Origin of the sequence: Nitrosomonas ureae, assembly GCF_900108305.1 — a bacterium.
GTDB classification, from domain to species: domain Bacteria; phylum Pseudomonadota; class Gammaproteobacteria; order Burkholderiales; family Nitrosomonadaceae; genus Nitrosomonas; species Nitrosomonas ureae_B.
This window is the reverse complement of record NZ_FNUX01000006.1, coordinates 113254-133914: the sequence shown is the minus strand read 5'-3', so window position 1 is coordinate 133914 and position 20661 is coordinate 113254. Positions and strand designations below refer to the sequence as shown.

At 43.5% G+C, this 20661-nt stretch carries 20 protein-coding genes; 14 read left to right on the top strand and 6 right to left on the bottom strand.

Annotation, left to right across the window (positions count from 1 at the left end):
* Window positions 1-762: a MotA/TolQ/ExbB proton channel family protein gene (locus C4S39_RS05535; protein WP_103966044.1), complete on the top strand. Its 762-nt coding sequence runs from the start codon at window positions 1-3 to the stop codon at window positions 760-762.
* Window positions 762-1181: an ExbD/TolR family protein gene (locus C4S39_RS05530; RefSeq protein WP_103966043.1), complete on the top strand. Its 420-nt coding sequence runs from the start codon at window positions 762-764 to the stop codon at window positions 1179-1181. Before C4S39_RS05535 ends, C4S39_RS05530 begins: the two co-directional genes overlap by 1 nt.
* Here the strand turns inward: C4S39_RS05530 and C4S39_RS05525 are convergent.
* On the bottom strand, window positions 1159-2520 hold the full coding sequence (locus tag C4S39_RS05525) for a PAS domain S-box protein (RefSeq protein ID WP_258039300.1): 1362 nt from the start codon (window positions 2518-2520) through the stop codon (window positions 1159-1161). The two genes, C4S39_RS05530 and C4S39_RS05525, sit on opposite strands and share 23 nt — an antisense overlap.
* Window positions 2521-2595: 75 nt before the next feature.
* Window positions 2596-5037 carry an EAL domain-containing protein gene (locus tag C4S39_RS05520; protein WP_103966041.1) on the bottom strand — a complete coding sequence of 814 codons (2442 nt, stop codon included), beginning with the start codon at window positions 5035-5037 and terminating at the stop codon, window positions 2596-2598.
* Between the two features lie 489 nt (window positions 5038-5526).
* Between C4S39_RS05520 and C4S39_RS05515 the strand changes: the two genes are divergently transcribed.
* A complete protein-coding gene (locus tag C4S39_RS05515) occupies window positions 5527-6807 on the top strand; it encodes a DUF2130 domain-containing protein (RefSeq protein WP_103966040.1) in 1281 nt (426 codons plus the stop codon).
* A 192-nt stretch (window positions 6808-6999) separates the two neighbouring features.
* Here C4S39_RS05515 and C4S39_RS05510 read toward each other — a convergent pair whose 3' ends face one another.
* The 3 genes from C4S39_RS05510 to flgA form a co-directional block, all read right to left on the bottom strand.
* The gene (locus tag C4S39_RS05510) at window positions 7000-7368 is read right to left on the bottom strand and encodes an Mth938-like domain-containing protein (protein WP_103966039.1); all 369 of its coding nucleotides are present in this window, start codon (window positions 7366-7368) and stop codon (window positions 7000-7002) included.
* A gap of 95 nt (window positions 7369-7463) precedes the next feature.
* A complete protein-coding gene (locus tag C4S39_RS05505) occupies window positions 7464-7742 on the bottom strand; it encodes a phosphopantetheine-binding protein (protein WP_103966038.1) in 279 nt (92 codons plus the stop codon).
* A gap of 115 nt (window positions 7743-7857) precedes the next feature.
* Complete coding sequence (gene flgA, locus C4S39_RS05500) at window positions 7858-8580, bottom strand: flagellar basal body P-ring formation chaperone FlgA (RefSeq protein WP_258039299.1); 723 nt, start codon at window positions 8578-8580, stop codon at window positions 7858-7860.
* A gap of 225 nt (window positions 8581-8805) precedes the next feature.
* On the opposite strand from flgA, the gene flgB reads away from it, so the two are divergent.
* The 11 genes from flgB (at window position 8806) to flgL (ending at window position 19318) form a co-directional block, all read left to right on the top strand.
* Complete coding sequence (gene flgB, locus C4S39_RS05495; RefSeq protein WP_103966037.1) at window positions 8806-9216, top strand: flagellar basal body rod protein FlgB; 411 nt, start codon at window positions 8806-8808, stop codon at window positions 9214-9216.
* Window positions 9217-9219: 3 nt separating this feature from the next.
* Window positions 9220-9624: a flagellar basal body rod protein FlgC gene (gene flgC, locus C4S39_RS05490; RefSeq protein WP_096291954.1), complete on the top strand. Its 405-nt coding sequence runs from the start codon at window positions 9220-9222 to the stop codon at window positions 9622-9624.
* An 11-nt stretch (window positions 9625-9635) separates the two neighbouring features.
* The gene (locus tag C4S39_RS05485; protein ID WP_103966036.1) at window positions 9636-10304 is read left to right on the top strand and encodes a flagellar hook assembly protein FlgD; all 669 of its coding nucleotides are present in this window, start codon (window positions 9636-9638) and stop codon (window positions 10302-10304) included.
* Window positions 10305-10317: 13 nt separating this feature from the next.
* Window positions 10318-11589, top strand: a complete 1272-nt coding sequence (flgE, locus tag C4S39_RS05480) for a flagellar hook protein FlgE (protein ID WP_103966035.1) — start codon at window positions 10318-10320, stop codon at window positions 11587-11589.
* A 28-nt stretch (window positions 11590-11617) separates the two neighbouring features.
* Window positions 11618-12361, top strand: coding sequence for a flagellar basal body rod protein FlgF (locus C4S39_RS05475; RefSeq protein WP_103966034.1), 744 nt, complete (start codon window positions 11618-11620; stop codon window positions 12359-12361).
* A 28-nt stretch (window positions 12362-12389) separates the two neighbouring features.
* Complete coding sequence (flgG, locus tag C4S39_RS05470) at window positions 12390-13172, top strand: flagellar basal-body rod protein FlgG (protein WP_013647644.1); 783 nt, start codon at window positions 12390-12392, stop codon at window positions 13170-13172.
* Window positions 13173-13197: 25 nt separating this feature from the next.
* Window positions 13198-13914 carry a flagellar basal body L-ring protein FlgH gene (locus C4S39_RS05465; protein ID WP_103966033.1) on the top strand — a complete coding sequence of 239 codons (717 nt, stop codon included), beginning with the start codon at window positions 13198-13200 and terminating at the stop codon, window positions 13912-13914.
* Between the two features lie 45 nt (window positions 13915-13959).
* Window positions 13960-15069 carry a flagellar basal body P-ring protein FlgI gene (locus C4S39_RS05460; RefSeq protein ID WP_103966032.1) on the top strand — a complete coding sequence of 370 codons (1110 nt, stop codon included), beginning with the start codon at window positions 13960-13962 and terminating at the stop codon, window positions 15067-15069.
* A gap of 15 nt (window positions 15070-15084) precedes the next feature.
* Window positions 15085-16086 carry a flagellar assembly peptidoglycan hydrolase FlgJ gene (gene flgJ / locus C4S39_RS05455; RefSeq protein WP_103966031.1) on the top strand — a complete coding sequence of 334 codons (1002 nt, stop codon included), beginning with the start codon at window positions 15085-15087 and terminating at the stop codon, window positions 16084-16086.
* A gap of 80 nt (window positions 16087-16166) precedes the next feature.
* Window positions 16167-18083 carry a flagellar hook-associated protein FlgK gene (gene flgK / locus C4S39_RS05450; protein ID WP_103966030.1) on the top strand — a complete coding sequence of 639 codons (1917 nt, stop codon included), beginning with the start codon at window positions 16167-16169 and terminating at the stop codon, window positions 18081-18083.
* A gap of 26 nt (window positions 18084-18109) precedes the next feature.
* On the top strand, window positions 18110-19318 hold the full coding sequence (gene flgL / locus C4S39_RS05445; RefSeq protein WP_103966029.1) for a flagellar hook-associated protein FlgL: 1209 nt from the start codon (window positions 18110-18112) through the stop codon (window positions 19316-19318).
* Window positions 19319-19324: 6 nt separating this feature from the next.
* Here flgL and purD read toward each other — a convergent pair whose 3' ends face one another.
* On the bottom strand, window positions 19325-20650 hold the full coding sequence (purD, locus tag C4S39_RS05440) for a phosphoribosylamine--glycine ligase (protein WP_103966028.1): 1326 nt from the start codon (window positions 20648-20650) through the stop codon (window positions 19325-19327).
* Window positions 20651-20661: the final 11 nt, after the last annotated feature.

Genomic DNA, 20661 nt, shown 5'->3' with positions numbered 1-20661 from the left:
ATGGAACAAGGACTTGGCTTTTCCCATTTTCTCAATCAGATTGATGGGGTGGGCATCGGCGTGTTGGTATTACTGTTGTCACTATCAATTGCGAGCTGGTATTTAATTATTACAAAAAGTATTGCAAATCTAATTGCTAAACGTCGTGTCGAGGCTTTTTTAAAGCATTTCTGGAGCTATGATTCACTCCAAACAGCTCAGATCGAATTAAAAAATGCCGTGCCGGATAATGCATTTTCAGAGCTTGCTAAAATGAGCATTGATACGATGAGCGACTCCAAAATACGCAGCATGCAAAAATCTCTAACTGCGGAGGGGACAAGTGAGTTTCTGACACGTACTTTACGCAATGGTATCGATCAGGAAGCTACTCGCATTGAGAATGGTCTGACGTTAATCGCCACAGCAGGTTCGGCAGCACCTTATATTGGTTTGTTTGGAACGGTATGGGGCATTTATCATGCGTTGATACAGATTGGACTTTCGGGGCAGGGCACTTTAGACAAGGTTGCCGGTCCTGTTGGTGAGGCATTGATCATGACAGCACTGGGACTGGCGGTAGCCATTCCGGCGGTACTGGCCTACAACGCTTTTGTACGCCGTAACCGTATCTGGCTTGCGCGCCTGGAAGCTTTTGCTCATGATCTGTTCATATTGATAACGGCTGGAGATAACGCTGATGTACCCATTTCTTCTCCCCCGCAATCGCGGCATGAAATAGGTGCGAATTCGATTGATGTTGTTATGGAAAGGGGGCAATAATGGCGTTTGGAAGTATACAGGATAGCAGTCGCCAGGCTCCTATGTCAGAAATTAATGTAGTTCCGCTGGTGGACGTGATGCTGGTTTTGTTGATTATTTTTATTATTACAGCGCCACTTCTGACGCATTCAGTCAAAATTGATCTGCCAAAAGCGGAGAATGCTCCCAATATTACACAAACCGAACATATTGAATTGGCTATACGTGCAGATGGTAGTCTATTTTGGAACGGAGAACCTGAGTCGTTAGAGCAATTAGCGCCGCGTTTTACTGCAGAAATAACCCAGGAACCTAAAACCGAGCTGCATCTTCGCGCAGACAAATTGGCGCATTATGAACATGTTGCACGGGTAATGAGTATCGCAGCCAAAGCGGGCATGACAAGAATCGGTTTTATTACAGATCCTTCGGAAAAATAAGCGTAAAACTTGTTGGATTTCTGCGGTGAATGGTTAACTCTGCGCTAATCTGTTCGCTGAGCAATTGAACGAGTTGTAGGCCCAGTGTAGGCGTATCTTCAATATCTAAATCCTCTGCTATGCCAATTCCATTATCACTAATGCGCATCAGTAACTTGCTTGAGCTATGATGCTTTAGACTAATCCGGATCGTTCCTGAACAATTCCCTGGAAAAGCATACTTTATTGCATTTGTGCATAATTCGTTTAGCAGCAGACCCAAGGGTATACTGACATTAATAGGAATAAGAATTTCATCAGTATCAATCTTAGTTTTTATTCTTGAAGTTTCCGGGGCATAGGAGACTAAAAGATTGTTCACTAATGAGTGGATAAATGCGGAAAAATCAACTTGGGAGAAATCTTGCGATTGATACAGGATTTGATGAATGAGAGCCATTGATTTAACTCTATTTTGACTTTCTGTTAAGACTTTGATTGCGGCAGTATCATCATGTAAGGTTTCAGATTGCATACCTAGGAGACTGTCGATAATTTGCAGGTTGTTTTTAACTCTGTGATGGATCTCCGATAATAATAAATCTTTTTCTTTCAGAGCAGCTATAAGCTGTTCTTCCTGTTGTTTGCGCGCGGTGATATCGATAACGGAAGCCAGAACTATAATTTCTTCCGTTGTTTGGATTGGATTTAAGCCAACTTCAACCGGAAATTCTTTGCCGTTCTTGTGTACACCATGGAGGTCCCGTCCATGCCCCATGGCGCGTTTGCTGGGGTTTTTTAGAAAATTCTTTCTTAATTCCGGATGGTGCGAACGGTGTGATGCAGGTATGAGCATTTCTATCGACTGTCCTATCATGTCCTGACGCAGATAACCGAACAATTCCTCAGTCGTGGAGTTGACCAACAGAATTTTTCCATTTTGATCGGTCATCACCATACCATTTGGCGCTGCTTCCACAGCCAGATTAATCATTTTCTCAGCCTGCCTGCGCTCACTTATGTCAGTGATAACAGCCAGTACAAATATACCGTCACGCATGGTTTCAACTGGATTAAGGCCAACTTCGACTGGAAATTCTTTTCCGTTTTTGTGCAAACCATAGAGGTCCCTGCCATGACCCATCGGACGAGACCTTGATTCCTTGACATAAGTGAGTCGGAGCTCTGGGTGGTGTGGACGAAATCGCCCTGGTAGCAGCATTTCAATTGACTGTCCGATAAGTTCTTGCCGAGAATAACCGAAAAGTTTCTCTGAAGCTGAGTTTACCAAGACTATTTTACCTTCACTATTGACCATCACCATCCCATTAGGGGAAGCTTCCACAGCAAGATACACCATTTCCTCGGGATTGCTGAAATATCTAAATCGGTTGGATGGCATATCTGGATTTTGTGATGATGAATAAAAAAACAGTCAGGATTTTAAACTTGCCAATTGATCGGAGAAGTTACGTATTAAATCAGGTATTTGTTTAGGAGGAACCGGTTTGCTGAACCAGTAACCTTGTAATTCATTGCAACCATGGCTGAGCAAAAAAGTAATCTGATCATATGTTTCGATGCCTTCAGCGGTTACTTGCAAATTAAGCTTCTGAGCTAATGCCAGAACGGCTGTTGCAATGGCGCAATCATTCTTGTCCAGCGGGATTCCTTTAACAAAGCTTTGGTCGATTTTTAAGCGATGTATCGGGAGGTTTTTTAACGAACTCAGGCAAGAATAACCTGTGCCAAAATCATCAATGGAGATGAGTATTCCTAATTTTCTTAATTGTTCCAGGCAGGAGATATAAATTAATTCATTTTGCAGGCAGGATTCTGTGATTTCCAGTTCGAGAGAATGCGCTGGGAGAGAGTACTGATGTAATAATTCTGCGATAAATTTTTGCAGATTATTATCCGCGAGCTGACGTATTGAAACATTCACTGACATGCGTAAATTATCCAAACCATCAGTTCGCCATTGATGCAGTTGCCTGCATGCTTCCTTCAAGACCCAATTACCGATATCAATAATTAATCGGCTGGTTTCAGCAACGGGAATAATTTCTGCGGGGAGTAGCAGTCCTTTCTTGGGATGCTTCCAACGGATCAGGGCTTCCATTCCGATTATTTCTTTATTTGCCAGAGAGAACTGTGGCTGAAAATGAAGTAAAAATTCATTATTGGTCAGAGCATGATGTAATTCCCTCTCCCGCGTCAGGTGATGAGCGGCTCTTTGTGTTAGGCCGGGATGGTAGAAGGCGTAATTGTTACGTCCGTTGTTTTTAGCTTCGTACATTGCTGTATCCGCCATCTGCACTAAATGATCCGGATTTTCGGAGTGATTGGGATACACGCTGATACCGATACTGCATGACGGGATTATTTCCATATTACTGAGAACGACAGGCTTCGAAATGCAATCCAATATTTTCTCGGCAATTCTAATCAGGGAATCATAAGATTCAACGTTACCCGTAACAGCAATATACTCATCACCGCTCAATCTCCCTAATGTGTCGCTTTGGCGTAATACCGATAATATTCTTTGCGAAATGAGACATAGCATTGAATCGCCATGTTTATGCCCCAAAGTATCATTAATTCGTTTAAAGTTATCCAGATCAATAAATAATATGCCTAGCAATGATGAATCTCGTGCCGCTTTTGCTATGGCCTGATTAAGACGATCCATGATCAAAATACGATTAGGTAAATTGGTAAGGCTATCGTAATACGCAAAATGCGTTAACTGCTCCTGTGTTTCGCGGATCTTTGTGATATCCGATATCATCACTACGAACCGCTTTTCCATAACCGCCTCGACCGGAATGAGTCCGATCGTAAGCCAGATGTACATTATTTCTTTATTTCTTTTAAATGCTTTGATTTCACCGCGCCAGCAGCTATGCGTCTCAACGCTATGCCACAAATCCTTATAGGTATTTTCATCCAGCGATCGATGGGTAAGAAAAGGCAATTCTTTATTTTTGAGGTTACGTTCTTGATATTTGGTCATGGAATAAAAGGCATTATTGGCGCAATCAACCAGCTTATCCTTATTAAGGATGATAATACCTTCGGTGGAACATTCAAAAACCGTGGCTGCCTGAGCCAGGCGGTCTTTTGCAAGTCGATTCTCGGTAGTTTCCTGCAAGATTCCAACAACTTGATATTGGGCAGAATCGCCATTCTCAAATGATTTACCGTACAGCTTGTACCAGTAAATTTCCCCTGCGCCAGAGGTGACACGGAATTCTATTTCAGCTGCGGAACCTTTTTTAATGCAGAGTGTATCAATGAGATCACAAATTTCTGCTTTATCGTTATCGTCGATCGTGAGAAAAAAACTTTCCCAGTCGGCTATGGTTTCAAGATCGCCGCTCGGGTTTTTTCCCATGAATATCTTATGTGAAGCTTTTTCCACTTCCCAGGTTCCCATACGTGCTGCTTCTAGCGCAAGGCGCAAGTGCTGCTCGCTCTTTTTTAACAGAATATCGCTTTCGTAGCGCTCTACACTGACTTGAATGATGATATTTAATTCTCTGTCGGAAAATGGTTTTAGCAGATATCCATAGGGCTTGGTTGCTTTTGCGCGGGTTACGGTTTGCGCTTCGGAATAGGCTGTGAGATAGATTATTGGAATGCTATGAGTTTTTTGCAATATGCCAGCTAACTCAATTCCATCCATACTTCCTTGAATATGGATATCCATCAAAACAATATTGGGCAGATCCTGATTTATCAGAATTAACGCTTTTTGACCGTTGGCAGCCATCCCTGTGACTTGATAGCCTAATTTGATCAGACGTCTTTTTAAATCAAGAGCCACTATTTTTTCATCTTCGATAATCAGTATCTTGATAAATTCACTCATAGTTGCGAACCGTTTGTAAAGATTGATCGAACTTGAGTCTATTCAATATTGCTTAAGAAAAGGCTCAAGAAGTGGCCTCGCTTGATTGAACGGACCTTTTTATGCATCAGGGTGGAAATCTTGCGGTTATGTTTATGCTGTTTTTATTGTGGACGATTTATCGAAGTAGAACGCATTTAGCGCTTTGCCGTCAAGTGCTGTGTGTGTTCATTTGGGTTGCAGAATATGAAATATTTCTCCACGCCTTGTTTCTTGCATCGCTCACGCATTCGTAAATCTGTTATCGTTGCTTTCTGGCGAGCTGCACGATGGTGCTGATCCGGATTCTTTTATTTAATTTAATCATTCAAGCAACTTAACCGGCTAATGCAGCTTGTTTCGGCTTGATTTTATAAAGCTGCACACTTCAGATTTGAGTTCACCTCGGAATCAAGGAACTAATCACGTGCAGCGAATAATATCATTGCTCTTAACTGGAGAAACAGCGTTATGACAGAACCAACGATTACCTGCTCGAACTGCAAAACAGAAATCAAGCTCACTGAATCATTGGCAGCTCCGCTGATCGAATCAACGCGCAGACAATTTGAGCAGCGGTTGGCACAAAAAGACAGCGAGATTATCCAGCGTGAGCAAGCGATACGTGATAAGGAAAAGCAACTGAGCGAAGACAAGCGCAAGCTGGAAGAGCAGATAGCCAGCCAAGTGGCGGAGCAGTTGAAAGCAGAGCGCGTGCGTGTGATTGCAGAAGAGTCCCGCAAAGCTAAATTGGCCAATGCCGCTGAACTGGAAAGCAAGGCGCGTGAATTGGTCGAATTACAAGAAATACTGAAAGTCCGTGAAGAGAAGCTCGCGCAAGCGCAACTAGCGCAAGCTGAATTGATCAAGAAACAGCGAGAACTCGATGATGCCAGGCGCGAATTGGAGCTCACCGTTGCCAAGCGGGTGCAGAATGGATTGATCGAAGTCCGTGCACTCGCCAAAAAAGAAGCCGAAGAAGAACAAAAATTCAAGGTAATGGAAAAGGAACAAACCATTGCCGCGATGCAAAAGCAGATTGAAGACCTTAAGCGTAGGGCGGAGCAGGGATCGCAACAGCTGCAAGGGGAAGTGCAGGAACTCGAGCTGGAAAACCTATTGCGCTTAAAATTCCCTTATGACGCGATTGATCCGGTTCCCAAGGGTGAATATGGCGGGGATGTGTTGCATCGTGTTGTTGGCACAGGCGGTCAACCGTGTGGCGTCATTTTGTGGGAATTCAAACGTACCAAGAATTGGAGCGATGCCTGGCTGGTAAAACTGCGTGATGATCAGCGTACCGCGAAGGCGGAAATCGCCATTATCGTGAGCCATAGCCTGCCAAAGGGCGTTGAAACGTTTGAATTGATTGAAGGCGTTTGGGTTATTCACCCGCGCGCTACATTGCCGGTAGCGATGATTCTGCGTCAATCCCTGTTGGAAGTTGCATTAGCGCGCCAATCATCCGAAGGCCAGCAAACCAAAACCGAAATGGTCTACCAATACCTCACCGGCCCGCGCTTCCGTCAGCGTGTGGAAGCAATTGTCGAAGCGTTTTCGACTATGCAACAAGATCTCGAAAAGGAACGGAAGGCGATTATGAAACAATGGGCTAAACGCGAAGAGCAGATTGAGCGCGTGATGACGGCGACAGTGGGCATGTACGGGGATTTGCAAGGGATAGCAGGCAGGTCATTGCAAGAAATTGAGGGACTGGAGCTAACTGCGCTTGAAGTTAAAGACGCTGATTGACGAGATCAAATATACGGTGATGGGTCGCTGTCAAGAACGGGGCTCGCAGAGTTAAGCTTCCAATGGATCTTCTTAGAATGTGCATGCTGAGCTGACTGCCATGCGGAGGAAATACTTATCGCGCTCCGGTGGGTTATTCAAGCTTATTCGCTGCGATAAAGCGGAACAATATTCTGTTCCATTACTGCAGTTTTATATCAATAGAGCTGCTGCGACGTGCCGTCCTTCTTCAACTAAAATATTATAGGTTCGGCAGCAAGCTTTTGTATCCATAATCTCAATTCCAATACCCATTTTAGCCATTTGACTCAGCAATGAATAATGCGGAAATTGATGCGATATACCTGTGCCTAGAATAACTATTTCTGGTGTATGAGGTAACAAATTCTCAAAATGCTGAATTTCTAGTTCAGCAATTGAAATAACCGGCCAGCTTTCAATCAGCTGACTCGGTAATACAATCAAACTTTTTTCATATCGTATTTTATTGACTTCCACATATTCGTCACCGTATCCAGTGAAAATATACTGATGAGAGAAATGAGCGGGGTGTAATTTCAATGCTATGCTCCATAATGATTTTGATCGTATCAAAGCGATTATGCATGAATTAAATCAGAATACAATCAGTATCGTGCGGGTATTTGAGGACAGATTCAGGCTAATTGCCTGTTCTTTTCAGCTAACTTTATTTCTACAAAGTTAACCAATGAACTGAGCTTTTCAAAAGTTTTGGCACTAACTTCGTCATCCTTTATTGAGATAGAAAATTTTTGCTCTAAAGCCAAGATGATTGTAACAACTGCAACTGAATCAAGTTCAGGAATATTGCCGAGTAATATTACATCCGATTCCATTGCATCAAGTCGTTTGCCTAATCCCAGGGTATCAGTCAGAATTTTTTTGATTTCAAGCGTATGGTTTATATTTATCACAGTAAAAAATTATTTGTTATTCGTTTTGTCATGCAATTAATGATTATAAATCATTTGTACGGTGATAATTTTTAGTACTTGGCGATCGCCCGGGAATTATTCTGCTGGTTATAAATTATGGTCTTATTTCAACAATAGAATTGGGGCGGGCCAATCCACTGATGATTCGCCCTGATTTATTGCGGACTTGAATGATCTGCCCATCAGCTGCATCAGCTAACGCTTGTCCTTCTGATTGAATATTAAATCCGCGGCCTTGGGCGACTAAATTGACGGTTTGTCCCCGCAAGATTACATAAGGGGCCCGTAGCATTTGCGGACGTAATGGTTGACCGGCGGGCAAATGGGTTGCGGCAACTTTACCCACTATTAGCGAAGCATCGGTGAGTATGCCCTCGGGTAATTGTGTCAGATTGATATTCTGAGGCGCAATATCCTCATTGGTAATTATTTGTCCGCTAGCGATAGGCCGTGCGGTATGCAACACATTCGCCATCACGTTTATCTCTGCCTGCACGTAGATGGTCCAGGTTGCAAGTCCGCTATTACAACGGACACCGATAGAAGTTTTTCCCCATAAACGGTTTCCTACTGGAATAAAGGGATCTAACTGCGGACATTCTGGTAACGCCAGATGTTTGTCAATTTGACCTATATTTACAGTTACTTGACCTGGAATTCTAGCTGTGTTGCTGTAGACAAAATTCTCAATTGCATTATTTATCAGAGATATTTCTTGTCTGGGGGGGGTAGTTTTGTGCCGGGATGCAAGTGCAGGAGTAAAAGACGCAAGCGACAGAACGAGTGGGCAAAGAATTAATATTGAGTAACGCATCATAATTTTTTATTTTCTGGAGCATTCATTTTTTGCCGATTCCGGTAATTATTGCCGCTGTCTCCGTATATTAAGCAATTGCAACTGGATTCATGCTCAAAGATAACGTCTATTTCTTGCCTTTATTGTTGCTTCGCCTATCAATCCGAACATTTACTATAGTTGGCATGCTAAATGCTAAATGCTAAGTAATGAATAGAGAATTATTTGATTAAGGCAATATAGAAGATGATTAATAAACTCGATAAAGAATTAAATTATCACCATACCGCTTTAAGCTTACGGGTCGCGAGGCAAGAATTGCTTTCAAGCAATGTGGCGAATGCCGATACTCCTAATTTTAAGGCGAAAGATATTGATTTTGCCAGTATGCTTCATGAAAAGCTTTCTTCTACCCCAAGCCTGAAAAAAGTAAGCCTTAATACGACATCGTTAATGCATATTAATTCAACTGTGCCTGGATTATTCGGAGATGGCATTTTATATCGTGTTCCCTTACAACCTAGTGCGGATGGAAATACGGTTGATATGGATATGGAACGTACCCGGTTTGCTGATAATGCAATCAAGTACGATGCGAGCATTACTTTCTTAAGTAATGAGCTTAAAAATATATCATTAGCGTTGCAGGAGAGATAAAAAATGTCATTGTTTAATGTGTTTGGTATAGCAAGCTCGGCCATGTCTGCGCAGTCGCAGCGTCTGAATGTGGTGGCAAGCAATCTTTCTAACGCGGATAGTGTGACCAGCTCGACTGGAGAGCCTTATCGTGGGCGTCAAGTGGTTTTCAGCACATTGCGTGCGGATGCTAATGGCGCAGCGGGTGTTAAGGTTGCGGGTGTTATCCATGATCCATCGCCGATGCGGCAAGTATTCGAACCCAATCATCCATTTGCTAATACAAGCGGTTATGTGACGATGCCGAATGTCAATGTCGTTGATGAAATGGTCAATATGATGTCGGCTTCACGTTCGTATCAGAATAGCGTCGATATGATGAACACTACTAAATCATTGTTACAGAAAACCCTGACCCTAGGTCAATAAAGGAGCGTTCCATGACTTCAGTTCAATCAGCCGATTTGCAATCAATTTCAACGGGAGCCACAGCAGGCATCACCACTAAAAAAGAAGCCGAAAACCCTCAAGATCGTTTTTTGAAGCTTCTGGTTACCCAAATGAAGAATCAAGATCCACTAAAACCGCTAGATAATGCGGAAGTGACCAGTCAGTTGGCGCAAATCAGCACGGTAACAGGTATCGATAAATTAAATTCGACACTGCAGCAGCTGGTTTCCAGCGCTGATGATGGCCGATCGATCGAAGCATTGGAAATGATTGGACATAGCGCTTATGTTCCCGGTAATTCAATACCTTTTGAAGGAGAAGGCGCCATAGCCGGAATTGAATTAGCTCAACAGGTTGATCACGCGACTGTAACGATACTCGATAGCTCGGGCATTGCAATTCGTAAAATGGAGCTTGGTGTGCAACCGTCAGGTGTCAGTACTATTGCGTGGGATGGCGTGACAGATAGTGGCGCAAAAGCAGCCGCTGGTAATTATACCTTTGAGGTTACTGCAAAACAGGGTGATAAGGATGTAAAAGTCAATACGCTTTCATTTGGCACGGTAAATAGCGTTTCCCATGGCGAGCTGGGAACGCTTCTGGATATGGGTAATGTGTTGGGATTAGTCAGTTTATCTGACGTTAAACAGGTATTTTGATTAGGAGAGCAAGATGGGTTTTCAACAAGGTTTAAGTGGTTTAAGTGCGGCATCGACAAATCTGGATGTCGTGGGTAATAACATTGCCAATGTAAATACAGTGGGGTACAAACAAGCTCAAGCCCAATTTACCGATATATTTGCAAACTCATTGGATGGCGCTGGTTCTTCGCGCACACAAGTGGGCATCGGAGCAAGAGTAGCTACTGTTGCGCAGTTATTTAACCAGGGAGATATTGCATCAACCAATAATCCTTTGGATATCGCGATCAATGGCCAAGGCTTTTTTCGTATGAGCGATAACGGGGTGATTAGCTATAGTCGTAATGGTCAATTCCGTCTTGACGGAAATGGATTCCTGACCGATGCCAGCGGGTTAAATCTAACCGGATATGCGCCCGATGCGAATGGAAACATAAACACTGGTCAAGCGACCAATCTAAAATTAAGTACAACTGATATTCCTCCCAAAGTTACATCGACTTTCAGTCTGGGCTTTAATTTGCCTTCAAATGCTACCGCACCTACAGTTACCACTTTTGATGCGAATAATACTCAGAGCTTTAATGAAAAAAGATCCGGAGTATTTTTCGATAGCTTAGGAAATGATCATGCATTTACTTATTATTTTCAGAAATCGGGCGCATTAGCCAATACATGGGATATGTATGCGAGTGTCGATGGTGCAGTTGATCCGGCAGGTGTTCCTATTGGCGTTACGCTGAATGGTGCCGCTTCAGTGACATTAACGTTTGATGATAATGGAATTCTGACCGCACCAACTGCACCTTTTAACGTGTCGGTTGATTTGGCAACCATCAATCCGACACTGGGAGCGGGCTCTCCTTTGATTTTTGCTTTGGATCTGACCACGGCGACACAATTTGGATCCAATTTTGGCGTTAATTTAGCACAGAGTGATGGATATGCATCGGGCCGGCTGGCCGGTTTTACAACAGCTGCTGATGGTGTGATTCAAGGAAATTACAGTAATGGGCAAAATAAAACATTGGGACAGGTTGTCTTGGCCAGTTTTGTTAATCCGCAAGGTCTAAATCCTATTGGCGAGGGTCGTTGGATAGAAACCCCCAGTTCAGGCCAACCATTGGTTGGGCAGCCTAACTCGGGAACGTTAGGAGCGCTCCAGGCTTCTGCTGTTGAATCCGCCAATGTGGATCTAACTTCTGAATTGGTAAAAATGATTACCGCTCAGCGTATGTATCAAGCGAATGCCAAAACAATTGAAACTCAGGATGCTATTTTGCAAACGTTGGTTAATCTTTAGTTTTTTCATTACAGTTGAGTAAGAATTCATGGATCGACTTATTTATACATCAATGACCGGTGCAAACCATACGCTTAATCAACAAGCAACGGTTGCACACAACCTCGCAAATGCTTCAACAACGGGCTATCGGTCTGAAACCAATGCATTCCGTGCTATCCCATTGTTTGGCGATGGATTGCCGACACGCGCTTTTGTGGTGGATTCAACGACAGGTTCCGATTTCACTACAGGCCCCCTGGAGACGACCGGACGCGATCTTGATGTCGCTATTCGTGGTCCCGGCTGGATTTCCGTGCAACTTGATAATGGTGAAGAGGCTTATACCCGTAATGGCAGTTTGCAAGTCGGTCCAAATGGTTTGCTGTTAACGCAGAATGGATTAAAAGTTAAAAGTGACACGGGGGTTATTTCTGTTCCGCCCGAAACGCGCATTACGATCGGTGTGGATGGAACTGTATCGACAGTTCCGCTTAATGCGCTTCCGAATACCGTGGCTATAGTTGGGCGGATTAAGCTGGTCAATCCTCCGGAGGGGAATCTTGTAAAAGGTGCTGATGGTTTGTTTCGTCAGAAAGATGGTAAGGAAGCGCTCGTTGATGCCAGAGTTCGACTGATTGATGGAACGCTGGAAGGCAGTAATGTGAATGTCGTGCATGAGATGGTCAGTATGATCGCTTTGGCCCGTCAGTTCGATATGCAAATGAAAATGCTGGAGAATGCAGAGCGCAATGCACAGCAGGCAAGTCAAATTATGCTTGTAAGAGCCTAGAAACAATAGATTAAAGGGATTAAATCAAATGATACGTTCATTATGGATTTCCAAAACGGGTTTAGAAGCGCAGCAAACCAAATTGGATGTAATTGCTAATAATTTGGCGAATGTCAATACCAATGGTTTTAAGCGATCTCGTGCAGTGTTTGAAGATTTAATGTATCAAACCTTGCGACAACCTGGTGCTCAATCCTCGCAACAAACTCAATTACCTTCTGGCCTGCAGCTTGGCACGGGTGTTAAACCAGTGGCAACTGAAAGTATATTTACCCAGGGAATAATACAACCGACTGATAATCCACGCGATGTTGCAATCCGGGGGCTGGGTTTTTTTCAGGTACTAATGCCTGATGGTACAACCGCCTATACTCGTGATGGGGCATTTCAACTGGACCTTAATGGTCAACTTGTAACCTCCAGCGGATATATGGTGCAGCCGGCAATCGTTGTTCCACCCAATACCCAGACTGTTACTGTAGGACGAGATGGTACGGTATCTGCAACGGTGCCCGGCTCTAATGTACCCATACAGCTTGGCAATATCCAGTTGGCAAGCTTCATTAATCCATCCGGATTGCAGAAAATGGGTGAGAACTTGTATATGGAAACCGCATCCAGCGGGACGCCTAATCAGAATGCGCCTGGGACAAATGGATTGGGGATTCTGGATCAAGGTTTCGTTGAAACTTCAAATGTAAGTGTAGTGGAGGAATTGGTTAATATGATTCAAACGCAGCGCGCTTATGAAATGAATTCCAAGTCTATTGAGACATCCGATCAAATGCTGCAAAAACTGGCGCAATTATAATTGATCAATTGCTTGGAGAAATCGAATGATTAACTGCCAACTGTGGATTGACAATCAATGCCGGTATCTATATGCATTCATGCTTTTTATGTTTGTATCAGGGTGTACGGCCATTCCACCGACAGTTACCCATCAACCTAATTCCTTGCGTCCATTTCATCATAGTCTGGCAGTCATTCAACCCAATGGCGCTATTTTGCAGGGCTTAAATAGTACGACGAATGGTGTCCGCTATACCCCCTTATTTGAAGATCGGCGCGCACGAAGTGTTGGCGATACGATCATTGTTACTTTGAATGAACGGACAAATGCAAGCAAGAGCTCAGGAAGTAATGTAGATCGTTCAGGAAGTATTGATTTCTCGGTTCCCAGCCTTCTGGGAATACCTTTGGGTTTATTAAAAAAACATGCCACTGTTGAAGCTAAATCCAATAATAGTTTTGATGGCGGTGGTGAAAGTTCCAGCAAAAATGATTTTAAAGGAACGATTACGGTAACAGTGATCGAAGCATTGCCAAATGGAAATCTGGTGGTTAGTGGTGAAAAACAGATTGGGATAAACCAAGGGCAAGAATTCATCAGGCTTTCTGGGGTGGTCAACCCAATCCATGTTATGGGAAACACCATATCATCGACGCAAATAGCTGATGCGCGCATTGAATATCGCGCTAGTGGCTATATTGATGAAGCTCAGACGATGGGGTGGTTATCGCGCTTTTTTCTGAATGCGACGCCTTTTTGATTATTTCGATACGTATATATGATTTTCTGAAAAGCACATAACATTATGAAAATTTTGTACATGATTATTCAAAGTTTGCTGATGATATGCTTATTTCTGCCGGGCATAAGTTTGGCGGATCGAATAAAGGACTTGGCATCGATTCAGGGGGTGCGCAGCAATCAATTGATAGGCTATGGATTAGTAGTCGGCTTGGATGGAAGTGGCGATATGACTACTCAGACGCCATTTACGGTACAAAGCATTATCAGTATGTTGGGTCAGTTAGGGGTTAATTTGCCGCCCGGAACCAATTTACAGCTACGAAATGTTGCCGCTGTAATGGTGACAGCAACACTGCCTGCATTCACCAAACCCGGACAGCACATCGATGTTACGGTATCGTCCATGGGAAATGCAAAAAGCTTGCGTGGCGGAACGTTACTAATGACTCCACTAAAAGGAGCTGATAATCAAGTTTATGCAATGGCGCAAGGAAGTGTTTTGGTAGGTGGTATCGGAGCCGCTGCCGGAGGAAGTAGTGTGCAGGTTAATCATCTCAGCGCGGGAAGAATCTCTGGGGGAGGCATAGTAGAGCGTGAGATTCCAACGGTCGTAGGGCAGGGAGAGTATATTAATCTTGAATTGAATTCAACCGACTTTACAACGGTGAATCGAATCGTGGATGCCATCAATTCATTTTACCCGTCTTCTGCGGTTGCGGTTGATGGACGTGTCGTGCAAGTGAAAGCGCCTGCAGATACTAGTCAGAGAATCATGTTTATTTCCCAGATTGAGAGCATGGATGTTGTTCCCGCTAAAGCAACAGCAAAAGTTATTGTTAATTCCCGCACCGGATCTATTGTAATGAATCAATCGGTGACGCTCGAAACAAGCGCAATTGCACATGGCAATTTATCAATCATTATCAATACAGAGCCTGTCATTAGCCAGCCAGGTCCATTCGCACAACGGGGGGAAACTGTTGTTACGCAGCGGTCTCAAGTTGAGATACGTACTGACGAAGGAAATTTAATGCTGTTGCCAAAAGGAGCTGATCTTGGCGAAGTTGTTAAAGCGCTAACAGCGATTGGTGCAACAACACAAGATTTATTGTCCATTTTGCAAGCACTGAAAGCTGCAGGTTCGTTACGTGCAGATTTGGAAATTATTTAACCAAGAAGAATATATATGATGATATCACCGGATATTTCAAGCAAGCTTGCGGTGGATGCCAAAAGCATTGATGATTTGCATCTGATGGCGAAGAGAAATCCACAGCAGGCTTTACATAAGGCGGCACAGCAATTTGAAGCACTGTTCATGAACATGTTACTTAAAAGCATGCGGGAAGCGACTCCTAAAGATGGAATATTTGATAGCCAGCAAACGCAGTTTTTTACGCAAATGTACGATCAACAGCTTGCCCAGCATCTGTCAACCAAAGGGATTGGTATCGCTAATATACTGGTAAAACAATTAGGTAGGGCCGATGGTTCAATTGAACCACAGACTTCGATAAGCCAGGCCGACGCTATTTTGTCGTCTATCAATGCTATCAATCAACCATCAACTATAAAAAATGGACACCCCAATGATATATCCGATCAATTGTGGCCTGGCATGCATAATTATAATTCGAAGAAAACAGAAAAAATGACTTCATCGAATGAAGTTTTTATAACACCCATTCAAGTCGAATCACAGCTGACAAAATCGTTTAATCGCTCAACGGATTTTATCAATATGCTTCTACCACACGCAAAGACCGCTTCTCAATCAACGGGTATTCCTTCTCATTTTATGCTGGCTCAAGCAGCTCTTGAAAGTGGTTGGGGCAGGCATGAGATTCGTCGTGATGACAATAGCCCGAGTTACAATCTGTTCGGTATTAAAGCCGGCTCAAGCTGGAAAGGCGACACTGTAGAGAAATTAACTACTGAGTATGTTAATGGTACACCGCAAAAAGTCGTGGAGAAATTTCGTGCTTATAGCTCCTATGCGGAAGGATTTAACGATTATGCCAGGTTATTGTTGGATAATCCGCGCTATGCAAAAGTGCTGGAATCATCGGATTTTACGACGTTTGCAACGGGCCTGCAACGAGCCGGTTATGCTACTGATCCAAAATATGCCGAGAAGCTGATTCGAATAATTAACAGTGAAGCAATGCAGAATCGTAAATTCATTTGAAGAAAATTCTTTAATTATTTTACTAACTTACCGATGTAACCATTAGAAATTTCAGAAAATTAAAGGTCAGCATATAAGCTATGGGAAATGGTATTCTTGACATTGGGATTTCTGGTTTACTAACTGCGCAGAATCAGTTACTGACAACCAGTCATAATATCAGTAACGTGGCTACTCCCGGATATAATCGCCAGCAGGTCATACTGAGCACCAATACGCCACAATCGTCGGGAGCAGGATTTGTTGGGCGCGGCGTTCACTCAACGACAGTTCAACGCATATACAACCAATTTCTTGTTAACCAATCCTTACAGATTCAAACACAAAGCCAATCGCTCGATAGTCATTTCGCACAAATTAAGCAATTAGACGATATGCTGGGAGATACTGCTTCCGGACTCTCTCCAGCACTCCAAAATTTCTTTAGCGCACTGCAAGATGTGGCCTCAAACCCATCTGTGACTCCATCGCGCCAAGCCATGATAAGTAATGGTGAAGCACTTGCAGCGCGATTTCAAAGTATGGATCAGCGCATGTCACAAATGAGAGAAGGTATTAATACTCAAGTTACCAGTATTGTCGTTGAGATAAATTCTCTTGCAGATCAGCTGGGCGAGATAAATCAAAAGATTATACTGGCAGAAGGCGCATCTGGCGGACAACCCGCGAATGATATGCTTGATCAACGCGATGAACTTATCAGTCGATTAAGTAAATTAATCAATACGGATACCATCCGGGAGAGTAATGGAAGTGTAAGCGTTTTTGTCGGTAACGGACAGGCATTGGTTGTTGGAAACCAGGTACTGTCGCTAAAAGCGATCCAATCACCTGATAATCCGGGCGATTTAACCTTAGGTCTCATCTCCCGGAATAATACTATTCAAATTCACGAGAATCAGATTACCGGTGGGGTTTTAGGGGGGCTTTTGTCCTTTCGAAGCGAAACGCTTGATAGTGCGCAAAATGCGCTAGGGAGAATTGCCATTTCGTTAGCCCATAGTTTCAATGAACAGCATCAGTCAGGTGTGGATCTTAATGGTGATATGGGGGTAAGTTTCTTTACTGTGCCATCGCCCAAGGTAATTTCAGCATTAACCAATAATCCGGCTTCTAATATCACTGCAAGCATAAGCGATTACGATGCTTTAACTACGAGTGACTATCAGTTCTCATACGATGGCACTAACTATACATTAACGAGATTGTCGGATAATACTTCGGTAAGTACCTTAGTTGCTCCATCGGGGGGCGCGCCATTAGTACTTGATGGTATTTCTGTTACCGGAGCGACTATTCTTACTAATGAGAGATTCCGTATACTGCCTACCGTAAATGGCGCAAAAGATATCGCGGTAAATATCACTGATACAACTAAAATTGCTGCAGCAGCACCTAATCGTACCAATGCAGCAGTAACGAATGCCGGTACCGGGAAGATCAGTGCCGGAACTGTAAATCCACCGCCTCTGGATCCCGATCTTCAGCAGCCTCTAACGATAACATTTCATGCACCATACGATGGTCAATATGATGTGACGGGTACCGGTGCCGGGTTACCAGTCACCAATCAAGCATATACTGAAGGGGCGGATATCAGTTTCAATGGTTATACTTTTCAAATTAGTGGCAGCCCTGCCGCGGGAGATATCTTTACAATTGCACCTAACCTTAATGGCTCTGCCGATAATCGGAATGCATTGTTGCTGGGCGCCTTACAAACCAAAAATATCATGGAGAATGGCACAGCATCTTACCAGTCCGCTTATGGACAGCTTGTGAGTCAAGTTGGTAATAAAACGCGGGAATTGGAAGTGACCAGTAAGTCACAAGCTAATTTTCTTGCGCAAATTGAAAATACTATACAGTCTACATCAGGTGTTAATCTGGATGAAGAAGCTGCCAATTTAATGCGCTTCCAGCAAGCTTACCAAGCTGCGAGCAAGATCATTGAAATTAGCAATACACTGTTTGATTCAATTCTTCGTATCCGTTGATGTATTTCTAAACTGAGGGTCATACCATGCGCGTCAGTACACAAACCATTCATGAAACCGGGACTAATTTGATGCTTCAGAACCACGGTAACTTAGTTAAGACTCAACAGCAGCTCTCTACCGGCAAGCGAATCCTAACACCTTCAGATGATCCAATTGCTGCGGCACAGGCATTAAATGTTACACAAGCAGCATCGCTGAATAAACAATTTTCTGTTAATCGTGCCAGTGCAAGTTCCTCATTGGGATTGGAAGAAAATGTACTCAAGCAAGTAACTTCGATTCTTCAGAGCGTGCATAGCTCAGCGGTTTACGCGGGAAATTCGACACTAAACGATGCGGATAAGAAGATTCTTGCTACTGAATTGCGTGGTAAGTTTGATTCATTAGTGGGTTTGGCCAATGCCACGGATGAGAATGGACAATTCTTGTTTTCGGGATACCAGGCTAATACAAAACCTTTTGTGCAAACAGGCCTTAATGTTCAGTATGCAGGAGATCAAGGACAGAGAATGAATCAAGTTGGATCGGCGCGTCAACTCGCTGTCAGCGATTCCGGTACCGATGTCTTTGAACGTATAAGGAATGGAAACGGCGTTTTCTCAACCACAGCCGATTCACTAAACAATGGGACCGGTATCATCGACAAGGGATCAGTGACTGTACCAGCCAATCTAACTGGCGCTGACTATGAGATTAATTTTACAGTTGCGGCCGGTGTGACAACCTATGACATTGTAAACGTAACCACAGGGGCGGCGGTTTCGTCAGGCAATCCTTACACCAGTGACAGTGCGATCAGTTTTGACGGAATGCAATTGAGTATTACTGGAGATCCGGCGAATGGAGATAAATTTACGGTTTCTCCAAGCAGCAATCAAAGTATTTTTGAAACCGTGAGCGACTTGATTACGGCGCTCGAAACACCATCCAGCAGTCAGCCTGGAAGCACGCGATTGTCAAATAGCTTGAATACAGCGCTCCAGAATATTAACAATAGCTTGGAGCATGTGCTTACAAAACAGTCCGCCATAGGGGCTCGAATAAATGAAATAGACAGCTTGGAAAGCGTCGGCGATGATCAGAATATTCAATTTGAAAAACTGCTTTCTGATTTGCAAGACGCCGACTTGTCGAAGGTGATTTCAGATTTTCAAAGGCAGCAGCTATATCTTCAAGCTGCGCAACAATCCTATATTAAAATTTCCGGGTTGTCCTTGTTTAATTATATTTGAGAGTGCTTACTCAATTGCTTCTTGCTTAATTTTTTCCTGATAATTTATGCCTTGATAGCCGATATCATGACGAACTTGATAACCCTCGAAGTAAATTTTTTCGATGAGCTTATAAGCATTCTGCTGAGCGGTTTTAACATTTTCTCCTAGTGCTGTTGCACATAAAACCCGTCCTCCTGCAGTCATAATCTCTTTTTTATCTTTTCCTTCCACGATCGTTGCAGCATGAAAAATATGAAAATTACCATTGTTTTTCTGTTCATCGATAAGATCATGCAGGCCATGAATGACATCATTTTTTCTCGGATTTTCCGGATAACCATGCGCCGCCATTACAACGCCAAGTGCTGCACGTTTGTCCCACTCGATATCAGCATTGTCTAGTGTCTCATTTGTAGCGTGTTCAATGAGTGTCAAGAGATCACTTTTTAAACGAAGTATGATAGGTTGCGTTTCCGGATCTCCCAGACGGCAGTTAAATTCCAGTACGTTTGCAACGCCATCAGCCGTAATCATTAAGCCGGCATAAAGAAAGCCGGTATAGCGGATGCCCTCTTGCCTTAATCCGCTAATGACAGGATCAATGATATTACGCATGATTTGTGCATGCAGATCGGGTGAAATAAAAGGGGCGGGTGAGTATGCGCCCATTCCACCAGTATTAGGTCCCAACTCTTCATCATAAAGACGTTTATGATCTTGACTGGTTGCTATCGGGAGGATATGAAGGCTATCAGTCATGACGATAAAGCTGACTTCTATGCCTTGGAGAAATTCTTCAATAATGATTTCACATCCTGCAGCGCCAAGATTTTTCTTGACCAGTATGGTATCAACAGCTGAATGCGCTTCTTCATGGGTTTGCGCAACAATGACACCTTTTCCTGCCGCGAGGCCATCCGCTTTAACTACTAAAGGGGTAGGCTGCTGATCAATATATTGATGTGCTGATTCAGCATCAGTGAAGCTCATGTAGGATGCAGTAGGGATCTGGTGCCGCTGCATGAATTCCTTGGCAAAAATCTTTGAGGTTTCAAGCTGAGCCGCTTGCTGGGTTGGTCCAAAGATTTTTAAGCCGCTGGCTCGGAATGCATCGACAATACCTGCGGCAAGCGGTACCTCTGGTCCGACAACGGTGATTGCAATATGCTCTTTCCGTGCAAATTCGATTAACTCAGGGATTGAAGTAATGGGAACATTCTCTAACCCAGGCTCAAGTGCGGTACCCGCATTTCCAGGCGCCACAAATACCTTGCGCACGCGTGATGAGAGGCTTAATTTCCATGCCAGCGCGTGTTCTCTGCCTCCCCCACCAATAACTAATAGCTTCATGATATAGGGAT